Origin of the sequence: Streptomyces albidochromogenes (assembly GCF_005981925.1) — a bacterium.
Lineage (GTDB): Bacteria > Actinomycetota > Actinomycetes > Streptomycetales > Streptomycetaceae > Streptomyces > Streptomyces albidochromogenes.
Genome location: NZ_VBVX01000386.1, coordinates 1 through 5,415, shown reverse-complemented (window position 1 = coordinate 5,415; position 5,415 = coordinate 1). Strand labels below are relative to the sequence as shown.

The 5,415-nt window shown below is 69.3% G+C and carries 7 protein-coding genes and 1 pseudogene; 4 read left to right on the top strand and 4 right to left on the bottom strand.

Annotation, left to right across the window (positions count from 1 at the left end):
• A pseudogene (locus E2E34_RS36780) lies at positions 1-139 on the bottom strand (DUF2530 domain-containing protein); the annotation flags it as partial.
• A gap of 219 nt (positions 140-358) precedes the next feature.
• Between E2E34_RS36780 and E2E34_RS30705 the strand changes: the two are divergent.
• The gene (locus tag E2E34_RS30705; RefSeq protein ID WP_138905132.1) at positions 359-1,816 is read left to right on the top strand and encodes an NCS2 family permease; all 1,458 of its coding nucleotides are present in this window, start codon (positions 359-361) and stop codon (positions 1,814-1,816) included.
• 27 nt (positions 1,817-1,843) lie between these two features.
• Here the strand turns inward: E2E34_RS30705 and E2E34_RS30700 are convergent, their stop codons facing one another.
• Entirely contained in the window at positions 1,844-2,026 is a 183-nt protein-coding gene (locus tag E2E34_RS30700) for a toxin-antitoxin system HicB family antitoxin (protein WP_069930621.1), read from the bottom strand.
• Between the two features lie 120 nt (positions 2,027-2,146).
• Between E2E34_RS30700 and E2E34_RS30695 the strand changes: the two genes are divergently transcribed.
• The gene (locus E2E34_RS30695) at positions 2,147-2,584 is read left to right on the top strand and encodes a MarR family winged helix-turn-helix transcriptional regulator (RefSeq protein WP_138905131.1); all 438 of its coding nucleotides are present in this window, start codon (positions 2,147-2,149) and stop codon (positions 2,582-2,584) included.
• A 31-nt stretch (positions 2,585-2,615) separates the two neighbouring features.
• Positions 2,616-4,004, top strand: coding sequence for an MFS transporter (locus E2E34_RS30690; protein WP_138905130.1), 1,389 nt, complete (start codon positions 2,616-2,618; stop codon positions 4,002-4,004).
• A gap of 71 nt (positions 4,005-4,075) precedes the next feature.
• Here the strand turns inward: E2E34_RS30690 and E2E34_RS30685 are convergent, their stop codons facing one another.
• Positions 4,076-4,447, bottom strand: a complete 372-nt coding sequence (locus tag E2E34_RS30685; protein ID WP_138905129.1) for a fic family toxin-antitoxin system, toxin component — start codon at positions 4,445-4,447, stop codon at positions 4,076-4,078.
• A complete protein-coding gene (locus E2E34_RS36775; protein WP_244316289.1) occupies positions 4,444-4,731 on the bottom strand; it encodes a BrnA antitoxin family protein in 288 nt (95 codons plus the stop codon). Before E2E34_RS36775 ends, E2E34_RS30685 begins: the two co-directional genes overlap by 4 nt.
• Before the next feature lie 109 nt (positions 4,732-4,840).
• On the opposite strand from E2E34_RS36775, the gene thpR reads away from it, so the two are divergent.
• The gene (gene thpR / locus E2E34_RS30675) at positions 4,841-5,410 is read left to right on the top strand and encodes an RNA 2',3'-cyclic phosphodiesterase (RefSeq protein WP_138905128.1); all 570 of its coding nucleotides are present in this window, start codon (positions 4,841-4,843) and stop codon (positions 5,408-5,410) included.
• Positions 5,411-5,415: the final 5 nt, after the last annotated feature.

Sequence of the window (5,415 nt, the reverse complement as noted above, 5' to 3'; positions counted from 1 at the left end):
CCCGGTCGTCGAACCAGCCGTAGAAGGGGAGCTGCACGAGGAAGAGGGCGAACCAGAGAATCGTGCCGCCGACGATGGTGGCGACGACGGGCCCCTCAAGGGGCTCGGGTGCCTCGTGCTGGGGGGTCCACTTCGCCATGGTGACAGTGTAGGCGGGCCGTCCCGGGCGCTCGCCCGGCCCGGCGGAGCCCTGGCGGGCCTTGCGCGGACAGGGGTCTACGCGCGGAGATAGCGATCTTTCTCTTATGTATTCATACTGAAACGGCTTTGGTCTGATTGGTTTTGTTCGTCCGAACATCCAAGGTCGACCGCTTCTCGTTCACTCCCTTGGCTTCCCTTCTTCCGCATGAGGACACGCATGTCTCCCTCGGTCACGGCTCCGGTCGACGACAAGCAGCCGCCGCACCCCGCGGAGCCGCAGAACGGTCTCGACCGCTTCTTCAAGATCTCCGAGCGGGGCTCCACCGTCGCGCGCGAGATCCGGGGCGGCCTCGCCACCTTCTTCGCAATGGCCTACATCATCGTGCTGAACCCGATCATCCTCGGCAGCGCGAAGGACATGTACGGGCACCAGCTCGACGGCGGCCAGCTGGTCACCGCCACCGTGCTGACGGCCGCGTTCTCCACGCTGCTCATGGGCGTCATCGGCAACGTGCCGATCGCCCTCGCGGCCGGCCTCGGCGTCAACACCGTCGTCGCGCTCCAGCTCGCGCCCCGCATGAGCTGGGCCGACGCGATGGGCATGGTCGTCCTGGCCGGCTTCGTCGTGATGCTGCTCGTCGCGACCGGGCTGCGGGAGCGCGTGATGAGCGCGGTGCCGCTCAGCCTGCGCAAGGGCATCGCCATCGGCATCGGTCTGTTCATCATGCTGATCGGCCTGGTCGACTCCGGTTTCGTCTCCCGCATCCCGGACGCCGCGCACACCACCGTGCCGCTCCAGCTCGGCGCCGACGGCCACCTCAACGGCTGGCCGGTGCTGGTCTTCGTCCTCGGCGTACTGCTGACGCTCGCGCTGATCGTCCGCAAGGTGCCGGGCGCGATCCTCATCTCCATCGTCGTGATGACCGTGGTCGCCCTCGTGGTCAACGCCGTCGCGGACATCCCGGCCGGCGGCTGGGGGCTGACCACGCCCGAGTGGCCCGGCAACCCGGTGGCCTCGCCCGACTTCGGCCTGGTCGGCCAGGTCAGCCTGTTCGGCGGCTTCGAGAAGGTCGGCCTGCTGACCGGTGTCCTCTTCGTCTTCACCGTGCTGCTGTCCTGCTTCTTCGACGCGATGGGCACCATCCTCGGGGTCAGCGACGAGGCCAAACTGCTGGACGAGAAGGGCAACCTGCCGGGCGTCAACAAGGTGCTGCTCATCGACGGCATCGCCGTCGCCGCCGGCGGCGCCAGCTCCAGCTCCGCCACCACCTGCTTCGTGGAGTCCACCGCCGGAGTCGGCGAGGGCGCGCGCACGGGCCTGGCGAACGTCGTCACGGGCGGCCTGTTCGCCGTGGGTCTGTTCCTGACGCCCCTGGTCACGATGGTGCCGTCGCAGGCCGCCACGCCGGCCCTGGTCGCGGTCGGCTTCCTGATCCTGTCGGGCTCGGTCAAGGACATCGACTGGAGCGACCACACGCTCGCGATCCCGGCGTTCCTGACCATGGTGATGATGCCGTTCACGTACTCCATCACGAACGGCATCGGCATCGGCTTCGTCGCCTTCTGCGTGCTGCGACTGGCGGCGGGGCGCGGGCGCGAGGTGCCGGTGGCGATGTACGCGGTCTCGGCGGTCTTCGCCTTCTACTACCTGATGCCGGCGCTCCAGCTCACGTAGTGCGCGCCCGCGGGGGTGCGGGCGGTCTCACGCGAGGCCGTAGAACTTCTCCGTCTCGTCGACCGCCGTCTTGAAGCGTTCGTCGAAGTCGTCGCGAATGAGCGTCCGGACCACATAGTCCTGGACGCTCATTCCGCGTTTGGCGGCGTGGTCCCGGAGGCGGTCGTGCAGTTCGCCGTCTATCCGCAGGCTGAGCACTGTCGATCCCATGGGGGACAGGGTGACGTTCCCGTCCCGGGCGGCGCGTCACTTTCCGGAGCCGACTCACTCGTACGGGTGAGCTTGCGATACGGTTGGTCTTTAGTATGGGTAATGAGTTAGGCTAAATACATGCCTGACCTGTCGCACGACGGCAACGCTGCCGCTGTGAACTCCCTGCGCTCGGCCGTCATGCGGCTGGGCCGGCGCCTGAAGCATCAGCGCGTCGACGAATCGCTGAGCCCCACCGAGATGTCGGTGCTCGGCACCCTCGCCCGCTGCGGCTCGGCCACCCCCGGTGAGCTGGCCCGCAAGGAGCACGTGCAGCCGCCCTCGATGACCCGCATCGTGGCGCTGCTGGAAGCCAAGGGACTGGTCAGGCTGGAGCCGCATCCCGACGACCGCCGGCAGAAGGTGGTCAGCCAGACCGAGACCGCCGAGGCGATGCTCGAAGAGAGCCGCCGCAAGCGGAACGCCTGGCTGGCCGACCTCGCGAGCGGTCTGGACGAGGACGAATGGGCGAAGCTGCGCGCTGCCGCCCCCGTCCTGGAGAAGCTCGCACACCTCTGACCCCGCGCGCCGCCAAGGAGGCGAACCCACTTTGAGTACGGGATCCGGAGCAGACTCCGCCCCCGCACCGAACACCCACCACGAGATTCACGCCAAGGAACACCCGGGGACGACGGGCATGTTCTCGTCCCTGAAGATCCGGAACTACCGGCTCTTCGCCACCGGCGCCGTCGTGTCCAACACCGGCACCTGGATGTCCCGCATCACCCAGGACTGGCTGGTGCTCGACCTGACCGGGTCGGCCGCGGCCGTCGGCATCACGACGGCCCTCCAGTTCCTGCCGATGCTGCTCTTCGGCCTGTACGGCGGCGTCATCGCCGACCGGTACCCGAAGCGCACGCTCCTGCTCTTCAGCCAGGCCGCCCTGGGGCTGTGCGGCGTGGCGCTCGCCGCCCTGACGCTCTCCGGTCACGTACAGGTCTGGCACGTGTACCTGATCGCGTTCCTGCTCGGCATGGTCACGGTCGTCGACAACCCGGCACGGCAGTCGTTCGTGTCCGAGATGGTCGGCCCCGGCCAGCTGCGCAACGCCGTCAGCCTCAACTCGGCGAACTTCCAGTCCGCCCGCCTGATCGGCCCCGCCGTCGCGGGTGTGCTGATCACGACCGTCGGCAGCGGATGGGCCTTCATGCTCAACGGCCTGTCCTTCCTCGCCCCGCTCGCCGGCCTGCTGCTCATGCGCCAGAGCGAGATGCACAAGGTGGAGAGAGTGCCGCGCGGCAAGGGCCAGCTCCGGGAGGGCCTGCGGTACGTGTCGGGCCGACCCGAGCTGATCTGGCCGATCGTCCTGGTCGGCTTCGTCGGCACGTTCGGCTTCAACTTCCCGATCTGGCTGAGCGCCTTCGCCGACGGCGTCTTCGACGGCGGCGCCGGGCTGTACTCCCTCTTCAACATCCTGATGGCCGCTGGTTCACTGGCCGGCGCGCTGCTCTCCGCCCGTCGCCGCTCCTCGCGGCTGCGGATGCTGGTCCTTGCGGCGATGGCCTTCGGCCTGCTGCAGATCACGGCGTCGTTCTCGCCGTCCCTGTGGCTGTTCGCGATCCTGCTGGTGCCGATCGGCATGCTGGGCCTGACGGTCAACGTCACCGCCAACACGAGCGTGCAGATGGCCACCGACCCCGTGATGCGGGGCCGCGTGATGAGCCTCTACATGATGGTCTTCGCCGGCGGTACGCCGCTGGGCGCGCCCCTCCTCGGCTGGGTGACCGACACCTACGGCGCCCGCGTCGGCTTCGCGACGGGCGGCACGATCTCGCTGCTGGCGGGCGTGGGAGTGGCGCTCGTACTGGCGCGCCTCGGGGGCCTGCGCCTCAAGCTGGACCTGCGCCGGGGGCACCAGCACGTGGCGTTCGTACCCAAGGCGCCGCTCCGGCGACAGGAAGACGGCGTACGCGCGAAGGAACTCACGACAGTGGCGTGAGGCGCCGGCGCGATCGCCTCACGACGGTGGCCCCGGACACGGCACGTGTCCGGGGCCACCGTCTGTGCAGGTCACTGCTGGGCCCAGCGGTCCAGGTGCTTGGCGAGTACGCGCACGCCTTGGGCGCCCGGCTGGACCCGGGTCAGGGCCTCCCGCAGCTGCTCCGGCTTGGGGTGCAGCCGGAAGCCGTTCGCCCCCATGAAGGAACGTGCCGCGCCGAACGCCAGAGTTTTGTTGTCATGTTCAAACGGCTTGAGCAGAGCGATCGTCTGCATCAGAGCCGCCGCTTTGAGGTGCACGGACTGGTAGACCTCGTAGCCGAAGGCCTCGGCCCTGGTGCGGGCGCAGGCGGCGATCAGCGCGCCGAGGTCGTCCGGCTGGGGATCGCCGCGGAGCTCCTCGGCCGCCCAGAGGAGGTCACTGAGGTCCAGATGGTTTGTCATGCGGCAGCGGACTCCGTACGGGGAGGGGCGTCGTAGTCGGCGTCGTCCTGAGTCGCATCTGCCGCCGCCTCCTCCACCCTGTCGGCCGCGTCGATCTCCGCGAGTACGTCGCCGTACAGCTCCATCGTTTCGCGGAACGCAGCCTTGAACCGCTCCGCGAACTCGTCCCGCTGGAGCGTCGTGACGACGTATTCCTGAACCGTCATGTCGCGGGCCGCGGCACGCTCCTTGATCGCTTCGAGGGAGTCGCTGTCTATGCGCACGCTGAGCATCCTGGTCGCCATGCCGCCATGCTGGCACAGTGTCTGCGCAGGTGAAAGTGGAGGTGCACCTTCGGGTGGGGGGCGACCGCAGTCGATCATTTTGGACCGCCGCGTGCCGGAAACTGGTCGCATGAGACTCTTCGCCGCCGTACTGCCACCCCCTGAGGCCGTCGACGAACTCGCCGTCGCCGTGCAGCGCCTGCACGCCGTTCCCGGCCATGACAGCCTGCGCTGGACCGGGCACAGCGGCTGGCACTACACGCTCGCCTTCCTCGGCGAGGTGGACGACGGCCTCCTGCCCGCCGTCGAGGAGCGCTTCGGCCGCGCCGCCGCCCGCCAGGACCCCTTCCCGCTGCGCGTTCACGGCGGCGGCCACTTCGGCAACCGCGCCCTGTGGGCCGGGGCGGCCGGCGGACTCGACGCGATGCGGATGCTCGCCGACCGCGCGCACGCGGCGGCCCGGCGGGCGGGCGTGCCGATGGAGGAGCACCGGGCGTACAAGGCCCACCTGACGATCGCCCGGAGCCGCACCGGCTTCCACACCGACCTGCGGCCGTACGCCGACGCCCTCGCCGGCTTCGAGAGCACGGCCTGGACGGTGCGTGAGCTTGCTCTCGTACGCAGCAACCCGCCGACCCCCGGAGTGCCGGGCGCACAGCCGAGGTACGAGGCGCTGCGGGTGTGGGGGCTGGGTGGCTGAAGGGG